This is a genomic window from Variovorax sp. J22P240 (assembly GCF_030316855.1).
Taxonomy (GTDB): Bacteria; Pseudomonadota; Gammaproteobacteria; order Burkholderiales; family Burkholderiaceae_C; genus Variovorax.
Map to the genome: position 1 here is coordinate 41,886 of NZ_JASZYR010000015.1, position 17,656 is coordinate 59,541.

Genomic DNA, 17,656 nt, shown 5'->3' on the forward strand with positions numbered 1-17,656 from the left:
TGGGCGCAAGCGAGATCGAGAGAATGGCGACCTTGACGCCGGACTGCCGCCTGTGGGTGGACGATCCGGCGGGCTTTACCACGCACAAGGTGGGCCGGCTTCACCACAACTATCACGAGCATCCGCTGTTCCAGCTGCCCGAACTCGAGGCCCTGGCCAAGGAACTCGCTCCGATGAAGCAGTGCCGCTTCGTCCGCCCCGGCATCACGCAGGCCTCGGGATTCGCGCACGACAGCCAGCACCCGGACGGGCGCAGCATCGAGGAGGTCTTCCGGCGCATCGAAGAACCCGGCTCCTGGCTTGCGCTCTACAACGTCGAGGCCATTCCGCGCTACCGGGCCCTGCTCGAAAACATCCTGGACAACGTGCGCGGGACCATCGAGCGCGAGCAGCCGGACATCTTCATGGTGACGGGGTTCATCTTCATTTCCGCGCCGCCCTCGGTGACGCCGTTTCACATCGACCGCGAGAACAATTTCTGGCTGCAGTTGCGCGGACGCAAGGTGATGAATGTCTGGGACCACACCGACCGGGTGGTGGTGCCCGCCGACGCGGTAGAGGACTTCATCGTCACGCACTCGCTGCGCAAGGTGCGCCTGAAGGAAGAGTTCAAGGCGCGCAGCCATGAGTTCGAGACGCGTCCGGGCGACGGTGTGTACTTCCCGAGCACCTCGCCGCACATGACCCGGTCCGACCCCGACTGGACGGTGCCTGGGGATCGCGTGGCGATCTCGATCGGCGTGAACTTCTACACCTCCGTCACGCGCAGGGTGGCGCGCGTGTACCAACTCAACCGGGTGCTGCGCCGCTGCGGCCTGTCGCCGGCGGCTCCCGGTGAATCGCTCTCGGCGGACGCCTTCAAGGCGCCGGTCGGCGAGTTCATCGGCGCGGCGCGCTCTTCGCTGGCCCGGCTGATCGGGCCCTTGCGACGCATGCAGCGCGCGGGGACCGCACCTCCGGGTTCTTACTGAGGAAGGGGCTAGCGGCGCAGCATGTCGCGCGGCGTGACCGGCGGCGCATCGTTGCCCCAGGAGCCGCGGACATAGGTCAGCACGGCGGCGACATCGGTGTCGTCCAGCACGTAGCGGAAGGGCGGCATGCCATAGGGGCGGGGGTTGCCTCCGGTGGAGGGGAGGAAGCCGCCGTGCCGCACGATCTGGATCAGATTGACCGCCGAGTCCATGAGCACGGCGCGATTGCCCGCGAGCGGCGGGTAGGCACCCTCGGCCCCCTGGCCCTGGTCGCCGTGGCAATAGGCGCACCGCTGGTCGAAGATCTTCGCGCCGCGCTCCATCACGCGCACGTCACGGCGTGACGTCGTCGACGTGGCAGCCGGGGCTGCGGATGCAGTGTTGGGCAAGCTCTTCAGATAGACGCCCATCGCACGCAGGTCGGCCTCGTCCAGATGCTGCGTGCTGCCGAACACCACATCTGCCATCGGGCCCATGACCGCGCCGCGCGCCGAGCGGCCGTTCTTGAGCAGTTCCGCCACGTCCTTTGGATCCCAGTCGGCGACGCCGGCCTCGCGCTTCGAGGTCAACGAAGGCGCATACCAGTTCTCGACCGCAATGAGCCCGCCCGAAAGCCCCAGCTTTTCCTGCGTGGCACCGAGCACGTTGCGCGTACCGTGGCAGGCAATGCAGTGCCCGAGGCCGTCGATGAGGTAGGCGCCGCGGTTCCATTCGGCGGGCTTGGCCGGATCGGCGACGTAGGTGCCCGGCTTGAAAGAGAGCGCTCGCCAAACGGCCAGCGCCGGCTGGGTGTCGTAGGGGAAGCGCAGCTTGTGCGCGAGATTCGGCGTGGGCGCGGGCGGGATGCTCTGGAGGTAGGCAAAGATCGCGTCCGAATCCTCGCGCGTCACGCGCGTGAAGTTCGGGTACGGAAAGGCGGGGTAGAGCAGCCGCCCGTCCTTCGATCGCCCGTTGTGCATGGCGCGCCAGAAGTGCCCCGACGTCCAGCCGCCGATGCCGGCGTTCGGGTCGGGCGTGAGGTTGCTGGCGAAGATCGTGCCGAAGGGGGTCTCGATGCCCACACCGCCCGCATAGGGCGCACCACCGCGCGCCGTGTGGCAGCCCGCGCAATTGCCGGCGAGCGCGAGGTAGCGGCCGCGTTCGATCTGGGCCGGCGTGGGGCTGAACGCAACGGGCGGATCGGGCAGTTTGTCTTCGCCGCGCATATTGAGCGCGACGATGGCCAGGCCCGCCAGCACCGCCAGGGAGGCAAGAAAAGTCAGCAGGTAGAGCAGGCGTCGCATGGCGGGATCAGGGGGTGTTCAGCGCGCTGCACGCCATCGGCACCGGGCTGGGCGCGTGGGCCGCGGGCTTGGGATTCGCGGGCACGGGCTGCAGCACCAGCCAACTCGTCACGGCATTGATGTCGGCCGTCGTGAGCTTGCGGCCCACCTGCGCCATGCAGTCGGGTTCGAGCGCATGGCGGTCATTGGTGACCCAGGCGCCGAGTTGCGACGACAGATAGAGGCGCGGCAGGCCGAGCAGCCCCGGAATGCCGGGCAACACGCCGGTCAGCGCCTGTCCGTGGCATTGTGCGCAGGACGGAATGCCGCGCCCCGGGTCGCCGTCGAACACCAGTGCCTTGCCACGCGCGAGCATCTGAGGCGTTGCATCGGTGGTGGTGGGCGGGCGCGGATAGGGCAGGTCGATGCCGCCGAAGTAGTCCGCGATTTCGCGCAGGTACGCGTCTGACAGGTGCTGCACCATGTGGGTCATGTCGGAGTTGAAGCGGCGGCCATCGCGATAGCTCAGCAACTGGTTGAAGAGATAGGCCGCAGGCTTGCCCGACAACCGCGGAAAGTAGGCCGCCTCCGTGCTCGAGCCTTCGCGGCCGTGACACGCGATGCAGGCGGCCACGCGCTGCTCGATGGTGTCTGGAACTCGCCCTGGTGGTGGCGCGGCATGGCTGGGCTGCCAAATGCAGGCGGCGAGCGCGGTGGCGCCCAGGACGCTATGCAGAAGGGACTGCAACTGGCGTGGGATGTTCATGCGAGGCTCATTGGTTTTCGTGACTGTCTACCATTGCTCTGCAAAAGAACAGTCTCAGTGTCGCGCCAATCGACAGGATCAGTTGTAGGCGGCAGACGCTACAGTGCCGCATGCACAAGCAATTCGTCATGATGTCCGGATGGCAGCGGCTCCTTTGCGCTGCCATCGTCGGCATCCTGGCGGGCCTCGGCCTGAGTCTGACGGGCCTCGCTCCGGCGCCTTGCGGGCTTCTCGGTTGGTGCACCGGGGCAGCGGTGTACCTGGTACCCGCATGGTGGCTGGCCGAGACCTCGGACGCCGACCGCACTCGATCGCGAGCCCAGTCGATGGATCCGCCCAGGGCGTGGCTACTCGTCGTCATGCTGGTCGCGGTCTCCGTGAGCATGGCGGTGATCCTGACATTGCTGAGGAAGGTGCCGACCTTGCACGGAATGGAGCGCATCGGCCTCATCACGCTCGGACTGGCCGCGCTGGCGAGCTCATGGCTGATGATTCACACGATCTACGCCTTTCACTATGCGCACCGCTACTACCAGGCGGAAATCGATCCGGGGGAGCACGGTCCCGGCCTGGACTTTCCGGGCAAGCTGGACCCGGACTACTTCGACTTCCTGTACTACTCCTTCGTGGTCGGCATGACCTCGCAGGTGTCGGACGTACAGGTCACCTCGCGCGACATGCGGCGCATCACGCTCGTGCACGGCGTGGTGTCTTTCGCCTTCAACATGCTGGTGTTGGCGCTGTCGATCAACGTGGTCGCCACGCTGATCCAGAATTCGGCGAACGAGGACTCCGTTTCCTCAACTGCCGCGGCGACCCAGCTTGACAAGCCCGGTCGATAGCGCGACGCCGCAGACGATCACCACCGCGCAGATCAGCATCCATTGCGTGATCTCCTCGCCGAGAAACACGGCGCCATAGAACAGCGCGAACACCGGCACCAGGAAGGTGACCGTCAGCGCGCGCGCCGGCCCCGCGGCCTCGATCAGCCGGAAGAACAGGATGTAGGCCAGCCCCGTGCAGGCCGTGCCCACGGCGATGAGCGCGAGCCACGCGTGCAGGCTCGGCATCTGCGCCGGCCAGAGCCAGAAGGCCGGCACGGCGAGGGCGAGGGTGGCGCCGATCTGGCTGCCCGTCGCGGTTGCCAATGCGGGAACGCCGACAAGATGCTTGCGCGTCAGGCTTGCCGAAAACGCATAGCAGATGCACGCGGCGAGACAGGAGGCGATGGCCCAGCGCGCTGCGCCTTCGTCCGCGCCCGAATGAAAGCCCGCGCTGCGCCCCGCGAGCATCGCAACGCCGGCAAAGCCGATCACCAGACCGAGGATGCGCGAGCGATCGGGACGGTCGCCGAACCACGCCCATGCGACCAGTGCGCCGAACATCGGCACCGTGGCATTGATCACCGCCGCAAGACCGCTGTTGATGGTCAGTAGTGCGAACGCGAAGAAAGCAAAGGGCAGGCCGGAGTTGAGCACGCCGATGCCGAGCGCAGGTTTCCAGTGCTGCTTGAAGCTGGACCATTGTCCGCGCACGAGAAGCAGGGGAAACAGGAACAGCATCGCGATCCCCACGCGCACGGCCGCTGTCGGGAGTGCGCCGAACTCCGCGGCGCCGATCCGCATGAACAGGAAGGACGCGCCCCATAGCGCGCCAAGCAGCACGAGGTCTACCAGCCATCGGCGGCTCGCGGGCTGGGCGGTCTTTGCCTTCGGCATCGGCCCCGCCGGCTTGGGCGCGCTGACGCTCACCGTGCATTCGCCTTCGCTCACAGTGCGCCTTCCAGTTCGAGCAGTGCGGTCTTGCGATCGAGCCCGCCCGCATAGCCGGTGAGCGAACCGTCGGAGCCCAGCACGCGGTGGCAAGGCACGATCACGCTGATCGGGTTGCGGCCCACGGCCGCACCCACGGCGCGCACGGCTGCCGGGTTGCCGACACCCGCGCTGAGTGCGCCATAGCTGGTCGTCCGGCCCGCCGGGATGGCGAGCAGCGCCTGCCATACCGATTGCTGGAAGGCCGTGCCGTGGGAGAGGTCCAGGGTCAGGTCGAAGTGCTTGCGGCGCCCGGCGAAGTAGTCAACGAGCTGAACGGCCGCTTCCAGAAGCACGGGATGGCTGGCATCCGCCTGCCAGCCGGTCATGTCGGGCCAGTGGCGTTGCTGGTCGAACCACGCGCCGGCCAAGCCCTTGTCGGTCGCGGCCAGAGTAATGCCGCCGAGCGAGGTCTCGATGTGGGTGCTGTAGATGATGGCGTTCTTGAATTTCATGGCAGTCAGGCTGTGACGCTGGAAGATGTCGTCGGTGAAGCGGTCGTTGCGTCGACCGTGTGGGTGTTCAGTGGTGCGGGGCTGTGCCAGGCGCGCAGCACGGCATAGCCGCGCCATGGCCGCCAGGCGAGCGAGGCCTCCGCCGCCGCCCGGGCCGTCGTGACGCCGAGTGCCTTTTGCAGCGCCACGTCGCCGGCCGGAAAGGCATCGGGCCATCGGAGGGCGCGCATTGCGATGTATTGCGCCGTCCAATCGCCGATCCCGGGCAGCGCCTGCAGCGCGGCGAGGGTGGCGGGCACATCCGCGCCGGCGTGCAGCGCCAGGCGGCCGTCGATCACTTCGCGTGCCACCGCGAGCAGGGCCGCCTGCCGCTGGCGCACGATGCCGAGCTGGCCGAGCGCATCGCCGCTCGCGCCGGCGATGGCGGCGGGCGTCGGGAACAAGCGGTCGAGTCCCTCGATTGGCGTGGCAATCGGCTCGCCGAAAGCCTGCACCAACCGGGTGCCCAGCGTGCGGGCTGCCGCGACGGTGATCTGCTGGCCGAGCACGGCACGCACCGCGAGTTCGAAGCCGTCGACCGTGCCCGGCACGCGCAAGCCATCGCCGAACGGAAAGCTCGCATGCAGTGCGCTGTTGATGGCCATCGGCTCGGCGTCGAGATCGAGCATGGCGCGCACCCGGCTGATCACGGTCGGCAGCACGGCAGCGAGCGAATCGCCGACGCGCAGCAGGACCTGCTCGCGCTGCGGATCGAAGCGCAGCTGCAGCCAGCCTTCGAGCGTGCGCCCGCCTTGCGTCACGCGAAGCGTTCGGGAGAACTGCCGTGCGCCGCCCGGGCGGTCGCCGTCGCTCAGCGCCTCGACGCCGCGCAACGCGCGCCGCCCAAAGAAGTCCAGCATGGCATCGCTGTCGTAGGGCGGGCGGAAGCCCAGCCGCACGGTCACCGACGCATCTTCGCGCTCACCGGCCGTCGCGCCCGCACGGCGCAGCGCACTGGGGTTGAGGCCGTAGTGCGTGAGGAAGGCGGCGTTGAAACGCCGGACGCTCGCAAACCCGCTGGCCAGCGCCACCTGAGTCATCGGCAGCCGCGTGTCGGCGATCAGTTGTTTGGCCGCCAGCAGGCGGCGCGTCTGCAGGTATTGCAGGGGCGACACGCCGAACTGAGTCTCGAAGATGCGGCGCAAATGTCGGTCACTGACGCCCAGCCGGGCGGCGATGCGGGCCGCACCGGGACCGTCTTCCGCCCAGGCATCGGGTTCGTCGATCAGGCGCGCGGCTTGCAAGGCAAGAATGCGTGATGCGTCTTCGGTCGACCAACTGGCGGCGCGGGGCGCCAGTTCGGGGCGGCAGCGCAGGCAAGGGCGGAATCCGGCCGCCTCGGCCTGTGCCGCGTGGCGGAAAAAGCAGCAGTTCTCGCGCCGCGGCAGCTTGACGCGGCAGACCGGACGGCAGTAGACGCCCGTCGAGGTCACGCCGGTGAAGAACGAGCCGTCGAAACGTGCGTCATGGGCTTTCATGGCCAGGTAGCAGGCGTCGCTCTCGAGTCCGGCGGTAGAGGCTGGGGTGGGGGACATGAAAGGATGATACGGCTGGCTACGGGCAGGAGTAGCCATTTCCGGACATCTGGCCCAGGAGGGCCATGCCTACAATGGTCCTCATTTTCTTGAACTTTCAGGGGTAGATTTCATGCAACTCAGCGCATCGATCTTCAAGGCCTACGATATCCGCGGCGTGGTGCCCACCACGCTGGACGCGGAAGTCGCCGAGGCACTCGGCAAGGCCTTCGGCAGCGCCGCGCGCGCGGCCGGGGAGAAGTCGGTGGCGGTGGGGCGCGATGGGCGGCTTTCGGGCCCGGCGCTGGTCGAGGCGCTGATCAAGGGACTGGTCGCCACCGGGATCGAGGTGATCGACGTCGGTGCGGTCACGACGCCGATGCTCTATTTCGCGGCCCACACGCTGGCCACGAGCGGCATCCAGGTCACCGGCAGCCACAACCCGAAGGACTACAACGGCTTCAAGATGGTGCTGGCCGGCCGCGCGATCTACGGCGAAGAGATCCAGGGCCTGCGCAAGGTGATGGAAGCCGACAGCGCCAAGCTGGCCCCCGGTGGCAGCGTTCGCAAGGTCGACGTGACCGAGGCCTACACGCAGCGCATCGTCGGCGACATCAAGCTCGCGCGCCCGCTCAGGATCGTGGTCGATTCGGGCAACGGCATTGCCGGCGCATCGGCGCCGGCCATCCTGCGCGCGATCGGCTGCGAAGTCACTGAACTCTTCAGCGAGGTGGATGGCGACTTTCCCAATCACCACCCCGATCCGAGCAAGCCCGAGAACCTCAAGGATCTGATCGCCGCATTGCAGGCGGGTGACGCCGAACTCGGTCTCGCCTTCGACGGCGACGGCGACCGGCTGGGCATCGTCACCAAGAATGGCAACAACATCTACCCGGACCGCCAGATGATGCTGTTCGCGCAGGACGTGCTGTCGCGCGTGCCGGGCGGCACCATCGTTTACGACGTGAAGTGCTCGCAACGTCTGGGCCCGGCCATTGAGGCGGCCGGCGGCAAGCCGCTGATCTTCAAGACGGGTCACTCGCTGATCAAGGCCAAGATGAAGGAGATCGATTCACCCCTCGGCGGCGAGATGAGCGGCCACATCTTCTTCAAGGAACGCTGGTTCGGGTTCGACGACGGCACTTATGCCGGGTGCCGCCTGCTCGAGATCCTGAGCAAGAGCCCGAATGCCAGCGATGTGCTCAATGCGTTGCCGACCAGCTTCTCGACCCCCGAACTCAACGTCAAGTGCGCCGAGGGCGAGCCGCACACGGTCGTCGACCAGCTCGTCAGCACCGCGAAGTTCGATGCGCCGGCCAAGGTGTCGACCATCGACGGCGTGCGGGTCGACTGGCCCGATGGCTTCGGGCTGATCCGTGCATCGAACACCACGCCGGTGCTGGTGCTGCGCTTCGAGGGCCAGACCGAGGCCGCGCTTCATCGCATCGAAGGCGAGATGCTTGCGCTGCTCAGGAGCGCCAAGCCGGACGCCACCCTCGCCGAAGCCGCCCACTGATTCCCTGAGCGTGCGTTCGTTGCTGCTGCGCCTCTACGGCGCTTTCACCACCCTGGCCCAGCCGCTGGTCCGCCGCAAGCTCAGGCGGCGCGCAGTGGCCGAACCCGGCTATGCGCATGCGGTCGAGGAGCGCTTCGGCCACTACGACGATGCGGTCAACGGTACCGGCTGGTGCTGGATCCACGCCGTTTCGCTCGGCGAGGCGCGTGCTGCCGGCATCCTGATCGAAGAGTTGCGCCGCCAGTACCCCGATATCCCGATCCTGCTCACCAACGGCACGGCCACGGGTCGCGAAGAGGGCGCCAAACTGCTCCAGCCCGGCGATCTGCAGGTGTGGCAGCCGTGGGACGCGCCCGAACCCGTGGCGCGCTTTCTCGATCGCTTTCGTCCCCGCATCGGCGTGTTGATGGAAACCGAGGTCTGGCCCGAGATGACGGCCGCCTGCGCCGAACGCGGCATTCCGCTGGTGCTGGCCAATGCTCGGCTGAACGAGAACTCGTTGGCCGGCGCCGAGCGCCTCGGCTGGCTCGCGCGACCTGCCTACTCGTCGCTCGCGGCCGTGTGGGCGCAGACCGAGGCCGATTCGCACCGGCTGGTCTCGCTCGGCGCCAAGGTCGCCGGTGTCTTCGGCAATCTCAAATTCGATGCCACGCCGGATGCGCGCCAGCTGGCGACAGCGGCCAAGCTCCGCGGCCAGTTGCCGCGTCCGGTCGTCGTCTTCGCAAGCTCGCGCGACGGCGAGGAGCAGCAATTGCTCGACGTGCTGAAGCGTTTCGGCGCGCTGGCTCCAGTGCCGCCCACGCAGGAGGCGATCCAGTCGATTGCGAAGCGCGTGCACGACGTGCAATGGATGATCGTCCCTCGCCATCCCCAGCGCTTCGACGAGGTCGCCGCGCTGGTCGAGGCCAACGGCTTCGCCGTCGCGCGCCGCAGCGCCGCCGGCGCACCGACCGAAGCCGAGATCTGGCTCGGCGATTCGCTCGGCGAGATGGCCCTCTACTACGGCCTGGCCGATGCAGCGCTTTTGGGCGGCAGCTTCGAACCCCTCGGTGGCCAGAACCTGATCGAGGCGGCTGCATGCGGCTGCCCGGTGATCATGGGCCCTTCCACCTTCAACTTCGCCGAAGCCGCAGAACTCTCGCTGGCCGCCGGTGCCTCGCTGCGCGTCCCCGACATGGAGCACGCGGTTACCGCAGCCCTCAAGCTTGTCGAGAAAACCGAGCGCCGCGAAGCCATGGCCCAGGCCGCACTCGCTTTCGCATCCATGAATCGCGGCGCCGCCGAGCGCACTGCTGCGGCCCTGCTGGCGATCGCGGAACACGCCTCCCCAGCGGCCGAGGAACGCCCCGAACCCCACCTCGAATAGGGCGAAGTTCCAAGGCTGGCGCAGCCAGGCCCATTCCAGAAACACCGCGGATCCGGCTTTGCCGGTCCGCCGGTGTTGCCCCCGGCAGGGGGTAGGCGTAGCGACACGAAGTGCGCGAAGCCTGGGGGCGAGCACCGCTCACCAAGCGTATTTCATGCCCCCCCGAACTGTCCACGCCTGGTAGGACTGATTGCCCCATTGCCATCCCAGGTCGCCCCAGCCCGCCCAGCCCGGTCCGATGTCGACGCTGACGCCGGCCTTCAACTCATAGCGATTGCCCGGGTACAGGTCGCGCACCGAATACGGGTTGACCACGATTTCCGCGCCAGCGTTGTCGTACCACCAGTTGAATGCGGCATACGGGCGAACGCGCCAGCCCGAATCCTGGGTCCAGACACTGCGCAGCCTCACACCCAGCCTCGACGCGAACGCGCCGTGGGCACCTTCGGCGCTGGTTCCGGCGGGATCGACGGCCGTGTACGGACTGGATGAACGGTTGCGGAAATAGATGATCTGGCCCTGCGGCTCGACCACCCAGTTGCTGGTCTCGCCCAGCCGCATGGCATAGCCGGTTTCGGCCGACAGCATGCCGACCTGCGAGTCGTAACTCGCGCCGTTCGGCAAGCCTGGCTGGATCTGGTTGTTGAACTTGGAGTACTGCCCCCACACGTCCGCATACCAGCCGAGCCGGGTGCGATCGTTCTGGTACCAGGTGCCGTACATGCCGACCCCGCTGCCCGACGTGTCGCCGCGAGCCAGGAACGGCGTGCCGAGGGCTTGGGCATCCGTGCGCGCGCCGGCATAGCCGGCCATGGCGCCCAGATGAAGACGGTCGGTGCCACCGAACAGCGAAAACTTCGCGACGTCCCCGCCGCCCTGCATCATCCATGCGTTGCTGCTCGTATCGAGGCCGCCGCCACGAAACCAGACAGTGCGCGGGTTGTCCGGCGAGGAATCTCCCAAACGATCCTGAAGGCTGTGCACGAACAGAAGGCTGGACAGGCGTTGATCGCCCAGGTACGCGCCGGCTTGCGGCCCGGAGATGGCGCCGAAGCTGGCGCCGGCGGGGCAGAGGCCCGTTGCGCCGACCGCCGCCGGCGTGCATTGCGCGTAAACGCCGAAATGGACCACGAAGAGGGCGGCAACGGCCGCCAATTGCGCGCCCGTTCGGACAAGACACCCGTGCGGCCTGTCGGCACGCCGGTGAAGCGAAGTGCCCGTGCCGGGCACTTGAGGAGACGCACATCGCATGGCCGAACCCTCCTTCGGACAAGCCCGGCGCTCAGGGAAGCCGGGCAACCCGAGGCCATTGTGCGCGGGTCTGCGGCAGTCGTCACTTACCGAAAGGCGGATTGCAGCGATTCGTGAATTGGTTCATGGTTCCACGATGTTGAACATGGGATCGAACTCGTCCAGCATCGAAAGCAAGGCGTGCACTTGTGACACGTCGCCGCCCACGGCCACGTCGCCCGCCTCGATGCCGCTCGCAATGGCCGCGGCAATGCCGTCCTCGTGCGCCAGCAGGCTCGCCAGGCGGTCGCGGCTCACTGCGATCGTCGCGTCGGCTGTGGCGTTGAGGCTCGATGGGCGATAGGTCAGGGCTGCATTGCCGAGCGTCAGGGTCCAGTGCTCGCCGGCGTCGACGATGTGCCAGGCGATGCTCAGGGCGTTCCCGCTGGCGCGCCCGGCCACCAGTCGGATCGCCAGGCAGTCGAGGAACATCTCCATCGGCACTGCCTTCAGCAGGTCGTAGCTCATGCTGCGGCGCTTGGCCGCGGGGACGCCCTGGCGCAACTCCCGCGCCGCCAACAGATACGCGTTGCGCCAGGTGGCTGATTCGGCGGCGAAGCCGAGTTGTTCCAGCGCCGCGGCGCACAGCACACGCGCCGCCTGGTTGCGGGGCTCCGCGAACACGAGGTGGCTCGTGACTTCAGCCACCCAGCGATGCTCGCCGCGTTCGAAATCGGCCTGTGCCTTCTCAAGCATGGCCTCGGCACCGCCCATGTAGGCCACGTAGCGCGTGCCGGCCTCGACCGGTGGCAGCGTATGCAGCCGCGACGGGTTGCCGTCGTACCAGCCGAGGTAGTGCTGCACCACGGCCTTGACGTTGTGCACGAGCGTCCCGTAGTAGCCCTGGGCATGCGTGATGTCGACCAGTTCGGGCGGCAGGCGCAGTTCCTCCGCGATCTCCACGGCCGTCTGGCCCTTGTTCATGAGGCGCACGGTCTGGTCGTGCACGTACTTGTAGAGGTCGCGTTGCTGTGCGATGAAGCGCGTGAGCGTCTCCTGGCCCCAGGTGGGCCAGTTGTGCTGGGCGAACACGACGTCCGAATGTGGCGCGAATTCGTGCAGGGCCTCGTCGAGGTAGCGCGACCAGAGCCGCGCATCGCGCACTTGGGCGCCGCGCAGCGGACACAGGTTGTGCATGGTGTGCTGGCCCAGCTCCGCGAGATTCAGCGCGCGCAACTGCGGGAAGAAGAAGAACATCTCCGACGGCGCTTCGCTTTCCGGCGCCAGCGCGAAGACGATCTCGACACCGTCGATCACGTGGTTCTCGCGCTCCTTCTCGATGGTGCGCGTCGGCGGAATCAGGGTCACGGTGCCGTGCGGAAGGTTCTTGCCCAGGCCGCAATCGACCTGCGCACACACCCCGCGCTTGAGCGTCTGGCCGAACTGGAACTGCGAGCGGCGCGACATGGCATTGCCCGCGATCATGTTCTCGGCCACCGTGTGCCAGAGAAAACCCGCTGGCGCGATGATCGGCACGCCCTGGCGGATCGCCTCCTGCTCGTCGATCACGCCGCGCACGCCGCCGAAGTGGTCGACGTGGCTGTGGCTGTAGATCACGGCGGTGACCGGTCGGTCGCCGCGCTGCTCGCGATACAGCTTGAGCGCCGCCGCGGCGGTTTCCGCGCAGGTCAGAGGGTCGATGATGATCACGCCGCGCTCGCCCTCTACCAGCGTCATGTTCGCGAGGTCGAAGCCACGCACCTGGTAGATGCGCTCCGTTACCTCGAACAGGCCATGCGTCATGTTGCGCCGTGCCTGCGCCCACAGGCCGGGGTGGACGGTCGGCGCGGGTCGCTCGTCTTCCAGGAATTCGTAGCCGGCCATGGTCCAGACCACTCGGCCGGTCTCGTCACGGATCTCGGCGTTCGGCCACGTGGCGATGAAGCCGCGGGTCGTGGGATCGTCGTTCTCGACTTCGAAGTCGGATGTCATCAGTGTGTTGCGCATCGTCATGGGTCAGTCCAGCTTGGCTCCGGAAACTTTCACCAGCTTTTCCCAGACGGGCCAGTCGGCGTTGTAGTTCTGGCGGAATTGATCGGCGGTGGTCCCCATCGGCACCATGCCCAGCACCTCGAATCGCTTGACGAGTTCTGGCGATGCGACGGCTTGCTGCGTCGCTTGCTGAAGCCGTGCGACGACGGCCTTCGGCGTGCCCTGCGGCACCGCCAGCGCAAGCCAGCCGGACATCCTGTATTCGGGATCGGCAAAGCCGGCTTCGGCGAAGGTCGGCACGTTGGGCAGGAGCGGCATGCGCTGCTCGCCTGTGATGGCGATGGCGCGCAGCTTGCCGCCATCGAGGTAGGCCTTGGCGGACACGACGCTGCCGAAGGTGAAGCTCAGCTGCCCGCCGACGAGATCCTGCAGCATCGGTGCCTCTCCCTTGTACGCAACGTGCGTGATGCTGGCCTTCCACGACTGCGCCATGTGCGCGCACGCAAGGTGCGGATACGAGCCCGCACCCCACGAGCCGCAGTTGCCGCCAGCGGCCGAGGCGCGCATCTCGCGCTGCAGGTCGGCCACGTTCTGGACGCGCGACGTGGCGGGCACGAGCAGCATCAGCGGCGCGGTCGCGATCTGCGTGACCAAGCCCAGCTCCTTGCGCGGGTCGTAGGGGAGCTTTTCGTAGAGGAACTGGTTGGTCAGCAGCGACTGCGTGAGCCCGACCATCACCGTGTAGCCGTCCGGCGCGGCCTTGGCGACCGCGTTCGTGCCGAGGATGCCGCCGGCGCCGGGTCTGTTGTCGACGATCACAGGCTGGCCGAGCTGCCGCGTCATCTGCTCCGCCAGGGAGCGCGCGACCACGTCGGTGCCGCCGCCGGCCGCGTAGGGCACCACGACCGTCACGGCCTTGCGCGGAAAGTCGTCCGCTTGGGCAGGTCCTTGCAAAGCCAGGCCCGCCAGCAGAGCGCCGGCCAGCTGCCACGTGATTGCCGTCTTCATCGGCTGTCTCCTTCGTTGGTTGAATGCCTTTGATTCTGGGTAACACTCAAACTAATAGCCAATGCAAAATACAGCGTTAAGTTTTAACTGGGGTGCAAAATTCAACTCCGCCAGCTTCGCCATCTGATCGCGCTGTCCGAGCAGGGCAGCTTCGGCCGGGCCGCCGAGGCGGTACACCTCTCGCAACCAGCCCTGTCGCGCAGCATCGAGAACCTGGAAGGGGACCTGAAGGCGCGTCTCGTCGACCGGGCCTATGGCCAGGTTCGCTTCACCGCCGCGGGCGAACTGGTGCTGGCGCGGGCACGCGAACTCATCGCCGATGCGGAGCAGGTGCAACGCGATGTGTTGCTGCTCCAGGGACTTTCCACCGGCAGCCTTCAGGTCGGGCTCGGACCTTTCGCTGCGGGCATGCTGGGTCGGCCGGCTCTGTCGTTGATGACGCAGCGCTACCCGCAACTGGCGGTTCGCATCGAGGTGGCGGACCCGAACACCTTGAGCGAAAAGCTGCATCGACGGCAGCTCGATCTGTTTGTTGCCGACACGCGAGACCTGAAGAAGCAGCCGGGGCTGCAATTCAAGCGCCTGCCCAACGTGTCGGTGTCCTTCTTCGTTTGCGCCGATCACCCTCTGCTGAACCTGGGGGAGGTGACGCTGGACCAGGCCATGGATTACCCGGTCGCCAGCCCGAACCTGCCGCTCGGCGTGGCCGCGCATTTCGAGAAGCAGGTGAAGCGGACGGACCGCCCCGTCTTCAACGTCGTGTGCGACGACCTGGGAACGCTGCGGCATCTGGCACTGACCGCCAATGCCGTGATCCTCGCGCCCGATTCGGTGGGCCTGAACCACGGGACCGAATCGCTGCTGCGCCTGCCGATCAAGCGGCTGATGCGCATGCAGACGCACTACAGCATCGTGATGCTCGCGAACCGGACCATGTCGCCGGCCGCATTGGCCTTTTCAGGCCTGGTCCACGAGATGATGGATCCGGCTAGCGCGAAGGCGGCACGACGATCACCGGCGGCGGCGGCGGCACGGGCATCGTCGGCGGCTGCGGATTGAAGGGCGGTGTCGTCACGGGCGGAACCACGAAGACCGGATTGGCGGGCACCGGCACCGGGCTTTGCGTGGCCGCCGAAGGCTGATTGGGCGAAGCCGCGCTGTCGACGCTCGCACGGCCGTTGGTGGCCAGCGTGTTGTTGATGTTGGTGAGGTCGTCCGCAGTTAGCGTGCCGTTGGCCTGGCGCAGCTTGAGGTTGCCCACCAGCACGTTGTAGCGTGCCACCGCGAGGTCGCGCTTCGTCTGGAAGAGCTGGCTCTGCGAGTTGAGCACGTCGATGTTGATGCGCACGCCGACCTGGTAGCCCAGCCGGTTGGCGTCCAATGCGCTCTGACTGGAGGCCTCGGCGGCTTCGAGCGCCTTGACCTGTCCTGCGCCCGAGATGAGCCCCAGGTAGGCCGTGCGCGTGGCCTGGGAGACGCTGCGGCGCGTCGATTCGAGGATCTGGCGCTGCTGCTCCTCGAGTGCCAGCGTTTCCTTGACGCGGTTCTCGGTCGCGAAGCCCGCGAACAGCGGCAGGTTGAACACCACGCCGATGCTTGCGGCCCGCACGTTCACACGGCCGGTGCTGGTGCTGGTGCTGGTGCCCTGGGGGTTGTTCGTGGCGTTGTAGCCGAGCTGCGCGTCGAGCGTGGGCTTGTGGCCGGCCTGGGCCTTGTCCACTTCGAGCTTGGCCACCTCGAGGCCGAGCTTCGCCTGCGTGAGGGCGGGGTGTACGTCTTCGGCCTGTTGCACCCAGGCGTTCATGTCGGCCGGCACCGTGGGCAGCACCACGGGCGCGGCCAAGGGCGTCGGATTCGCGCCGGGGCGGCCGACCAACTGGTCGAGCGCGATCTTCCGGACCTGCAGGTCGTTCTCGGCCGTGATCTCCTGGGCGATCACGAGGTCGTAGCGCGCCTGCGCTTCGCGCGAATCGGTGATGGTCGTCGTGCCGACCTCGAAATTGCGCTTGGCCGAGGCGAGCTGTTCGGCCACCGCGATCTTCTGCGCACGCACCAGCGCGAGGCTGTCCTGCGCCGAGAGCACGTCGAAGTAGGCCTGGCTCACGCGCACGACCAGGTCCTGCTCGGCGATGGTGAGCGTGGCCTGGGCAATATCGACCTGGCGCTTGCTCTGCTCGTAGACCGCCCAGTTCGCAGGCCTGTACAGGGGCTGCGTCGCATTGATGCCGGCGGACTGGTTCGGAAAGCCACGATTGACGGTCAGGTTGTCGGTCGACAGTTCCTGCTGGGTGGCTGCAGCGTTGGCCGACAACCCCACCGACGGCAGGATGCCCGCCTTGGCCTGCGCCGCGCGAGCCAGGCTCGCGTCGTACTGCGCGCGTGCGCCTTGGTAGGTGGCGTCGTAGCCGCGCGCCGAGTCATACAGTTCGATCAGGCTCTGGCCGTGAGCCGGCAGTGCAATCGCCGCTGCGAACACGGTCGCGAGCGCTGCCGAAAGGGGAAGAGGCCTGGGAACGGGCATGAAACGTCCTTGAAGAAAGCAGTAGCTAGGTCAGAAGGCTTCGCCTACAAGACAGCGAAATCCAGAAACACCGCGGATCTGGCTCCGCCAGGCCGCCGGTGTTGCCCCCGGCAGGGGGTGGGCGGCCACGCGAAGTGGGCAAGCCTGGGGGCGAGCATCAGTATCTGGGGACGGAAGGGTCGTGCTGGGCGGACCAGGCATCGATGCCGCCCGCGATGTTCGCCACCTCGTCGAACCCGTTCTGGGCAAGGAAGGCGGCCACGCGCTGGCTGCGTGCACCGTGATGGCAGAGGCAGGCGATGCGCTGATGGGTGTCGAGTTCGGCGACGCGAGCCGGAATCTCGTTCATCGGGATGGTCGCCAGCGTGAAGCCCTGGGGCACCACGCACGCGGTCTGCAGTTCCCAGGGCTCGCGCACATCGAGGACCACCGGCGTTGCGCCCGGGTTCCGGGAGAACCAGTCGGCCAACTCGGCCGGGCGGATTTGATCGATCATGAAATGGTACGGATCAGAAGTTGAAGCGCGAAGGCGCTGGGAAGTTGAGCAAGCGCGGTGCCACGATGTCCCAGGGCTGCACCGTGTCCCACTTGCCTTCGCTGCTGCGGGTGACGAAGTGGGCGCGCATCATCGGTTCGTCGCCGACGATGGCCGCCAGACGGCCGCCCAGCTTGAGCGAGCCCAGCAGACCCTGGGGAATGCGTGCGACCGAGCCGCTCAGAACGATGACGTCGAAGGTCGGCCCGCTGGGCAGCGGCTGGGATCCATCGGCGTTGCGCACCTCGACGTTCATCACGCCGTTGCGGCGAAGGGTCTCGGCGGCGCTCGCGGCCAACGCCGGGTCGATTTCGAGCGTCAGCACCTGCGCTGCGCGGTGCGCGAGCAGTGCGGCCATGAAGCCGGAGCCGGTGCCGATCTCGAGCACCGATTCGTGCTTCTGGACGTGCAGGTCCTGCAGCATCCGCGCTTCCACCTTGGGCGAAAGCATGCATTGGCCGGGTTCCTTCGGGGTGGCCGCGCCTTCCAGCGGAATCTCCATGTCGAAGAAGGCCAGCGCGCGGTGGGCCGGGGGCACGTAGTCCTCACGGCGAATGTTGTTGAGGAGGTCGAGGATCTCGAGGTCGAGCACATCCCAGGGGCGGATCTGCTGTTCGATCATGTTGAAGCGCAGGCGCTCCAGGGTGGGAGTGGGGTTCATGTGATTCTT

General features: G+C 67.2%; 16 protein-coding genes and 1 pseudogene. 6 read left to right on the top strand and 11 right to left on the bottom strand.

From position 1 onward, the window contains the following. The first annotated feature begins 23 nt into the window (after positions 1-23). Positions 24-971, top strand: a complete 948-nt coding sequence (locus QTI24_RS25650; protein ID WP_286604221.1) for a JmjC domain-containing protein — start codon at positions 24-26, stop codon at positions 969-971. Between the two features lie 8 nt (positions 972-979). Here the strand turns inward: QTI24_RS25650 and QTI24_RS25655 are convergent, their stop codons facing one another. Together QTI24_RS25655 and QTI24_RS25660 are read right to left on the bottom strand one after the other, a co-directional pair. Further along, on the bottom strand, positions 980-2,254 hold the full coding sequence (locus tag QTI24_RS25655; protein WP_286604223.1) for a c-type cytochrome: 1,275 nt from the start codon (positions 2,252-2,254) through the stop codon (positions 980-982). A 7-nt stretch (positions 2,255-2,261) separates the two neighbouring features. Further along, a complete protein-coding gene (locus tag QTI24_RS25660) occupies positions 2,262-2,999 on the bottom strand; it encodes a c-type cytochrome (protein ID WP_286604224.1) in 738 nt (245 codons plus the stop codon). A 110-nt stretch (positions 3,000-3,109) separates the two neighbouring features. On the opposite strand from QTI24_RS25660, the gene QTI24_RS25665 reads away from it, so the two are divergent. Then, complete coding sequence (locus QTI24_RS25665; protein ID WP_286604225.1) at positions 3,110-3,841, top strand: DUF1345 domain-containing protein; 732 nt, start codon at positions 3,110-3,112, stop codon at positions 3,839-3,841. Here QTI24_RS25665 and QTI24_RS25670 read toward each other — a convergent pair. The 3 genes from QTI24_RS25670 to QTI24_RS25680 are packed head-to-tail and all read right to left on the bottom strand — an operon-like array spanning position 3,800 to position 6,839. Further along, positions 3,800-4,717, bottom strand: coding sequence for a DMT family transporter (locus QTI24_RS25670; protein ID WP_286604326.1), 918 nt, complete (start codon positions 4,715-4,717; stop codon positions 3,800-3,802). The genes QTI24_RS25665 and QTI24_RS25670 overlap by 42 nt on opposite strands. A gap of 50 nt (positions 4,718-4,767) precedes the next feature. Beyond that, positions 4,768-5,265 carry a methylated-DNA--[protein]-cysteine S-methyltransferase gene (locus tag QTI24_RS25675; protein WP_286604226.1) on the bottom strand — a complete coding sequence of 166 codons (498 nt, stop codon included), beginning with the start codon at positions 5,263-5,265 and terminating at the stop codon, positions 4,768-4,770. A gap of 5 nt (positions 5,266-5,270) precedes the next feature. Next, complete coding sequence (locus tag QTI24_RS25680) at positions 5,271-6,839, bottom strand: DNA-3-methyladenine glycosylase 2 family protein (RefSeq protein ID WP_286604227.1); 1,569 nt, start codon at positions 6,837-6,839, stop codon at positions 5,271-5,273. Between the two features lie 112 nt (positions 6,840-6,951). Between QTI24_RS25680 and QTI24_RS25685 the strand changes: the two genes are divergently transcribed. Both QTI24_RS25685 and QTI24_RS25690 read left to right on the top strand, forming a co-directional pair. Then, positions 6,952-8,334 (top strand): phosphomannomutase/phosphoglucomutase, encoded by a 1,383-nt coding sequence (locus QTI24_RS25685; protein ID WP_286604228.1) that lies wholly within the window; start codon positions 6,952-6,954, stop codon positions 8,332-8,334. A 10-nt stretch (positions 8,335-8,344) separates the two neighbouring features. Beyond that, positions 8,345-9,700, top strand: coding sequence for a 3-deoxy-D-manno-octulosonic acid transferase (locus QTI24_RS25690; protein ID WP_286604229.1), 1,356 nt, complete (start codon positions 8,345-8,347; stop codon positions 9,698-9,700). 138 nt (positions 9,701-9,838) lie between these two features. Here QTI24_RS25690 and QTI24_RS25695 read toward each other — a convergent pair whose 3' ends face one another. From QTI24_RS25695 to QTI24_RS25705, 3 genes are all read right to left on the bottom strand, one after another. Further along, entirely contained in the window at positions 9,839-10,855 is a 1,017-nt protein-coding gene (locus tag QTI24_RS25695; protein WP_286604230.1) for an autotransporter outer membrane beta-barrel domain-containing protein, read from the bottom strand. Positions 10,856-11,074: 219 nt separating this feature from the next. After that, positions 11,075-12,943 (bottom strand): alkyl/aryl-sulfatase, encoded by a 1,869-nt coding sequence (locus tag QTI24_RS25700; protein WP_286604231.1) that lies wholly within the window; start codon positions 12,941-12,943, stop codon positions 11,075-11,077. Between the two features lie 3 nt (positions 12,944-12,946). Continuing rightward, positions 12,947-13,930, bottom strand: a complete 984-nt coding sequence (locus QTI24_RS25705; RefSeq protein WP_286604233.1) for a Bug family tripartite tricarboxylate transporter substrate binding protein — start codon at positions 13,928-13,930, stop codon at positions 12,947-12,949. A 132-nt stretch (positions 13,931-14,062) separates the two neighbouring features. On the opposite strand from QTI24_RS25705, the pseudogene QTI24_RS25710 reads away from it, so the two are divergent. Together QTI24_RS25710 and QTI24_RS25715 are read left to right on the top strand one after the other, a co-directional pair. Next, positions 14,063-14,155: pseudogene (locus QTI24_RS25710) on the top strand (helix-turn-helix domain-containing protein); the annotation flags it as partial. 105 nt (positions 14,156-14,260) lie between these two features. Continuing rightward, positions 14,261-14,989 carry a substrate-binding domain-containing protein gene (locus tag QTI24_RS25715; protein ID WP_286604234.1) on the top strand — a complete coding sequence of 243 codons (729 nt, stop codon included), beginning with the start codon at positions 14,261-14,263 and terminating at the stop codon, positions 14,987-14,989. Here the strand turns inward: QTI24_RS25715 and QTI24_RS25720 are convergent. From QTI24_RS25720 to QTI24_RS25730, 3 genes are all read right to left on the bottom strand, one after another. Then, positions 14,919-16,451 (bottom strand): TolC family outer membrane protein, encoded by a 1,533-nt coding sequence (locus QTI24_RS25720; RefSeq protein WP_286604235.1) that lies wholly within the window; start codon positions 16,449-16,451, stop codon positions 14,919-14,921. The two genes, QTI24_RS25715 and QTI24_RS25720, sit on opposite strands and share 71 nt — an antisense overlap. 157 nt (positions 16,452-16,608) lie before the next feature. Beyond that, the gene (locus tag QTI24_RS25725; protein ID WP_286604236.1) at positions 16,609-16,947 is read right to left on the bottom strand and encodes a rhodanese-like domain-containing protein; all 339 of its coding nucleotides are present in this window, start codon (positions 16,945-16,947) and stop codon (positions 16,609-16,611) included. Between the two features lie 13 nt (positions 16,948-16,960). Further along, the gene (locus QTI24_RS25730; RefSeq protein ID WP_286604237.1) at positions 16,961-17,647 is read right to left on the bottom strand and encodes a protein-L-isoaspartate O-methyltransferase family protein; all 687 of its coding nucleotides are present in this window, start codon (positions 17,645-17,647) and stop codon (positions 16,961-16,963) included. Positions 17,648-17,656 lie beyond the last annotated feature (9 nt).